Source organism: Variovorax sp. 10L426 (assembly GCF_056395305.1).
In genome coordinates, this window is sequence record NZ_JBFTJF010000142.1 from 1 (window position 1) to 373 (window position 373).

Below are 373 nucleotides of genomic sequence, written 5' to 3' on the forward strand. Positions count from 1 at the left end.
GCCCAAGGTGCGCCAGGACCCGAAGCTGTCGTTCTTCAGCAAGATCTCGCACCGCGTGATCTACCTGTTTTTCGATGCCAAGCGCGACAAGTCGCCGTACGTCACCACCAAGGACGGCCAGCCGATGGATAAGAATCCGCTCAAGGATGCGCGCGTGCGGAACGCCATCAGCATGGCCATCAACCGGCAGGGCATCAAGGACCGGCTGATGGAAGGGCTTTCCGAGCCGACCAACAACCTCGTGCCGCCCACGCTGTTCGGCTACAACCCGGCCCTGAAGACGGTGAAATACGATCCCGAAGGCGCCAAGAAGCTGCTCGCGGAGGCGGGCTACCCCAACGGCTTCGGCGTCACGCTGCACACGCCGAACAAC

At 62.5% G+C, this 373-nt stretch carries 1 protein-coding gene; it reads left to right on the forward strand.

The window, feature by feature from the left end:
- A partial coding sequence (locus AC1DHL_RS30170; RefSeq protein WP_478164390.1) for an ABC transporter substrate-binding protein occupies positions 1–373 on the forward strand: 373 nt, incomplete at both ends.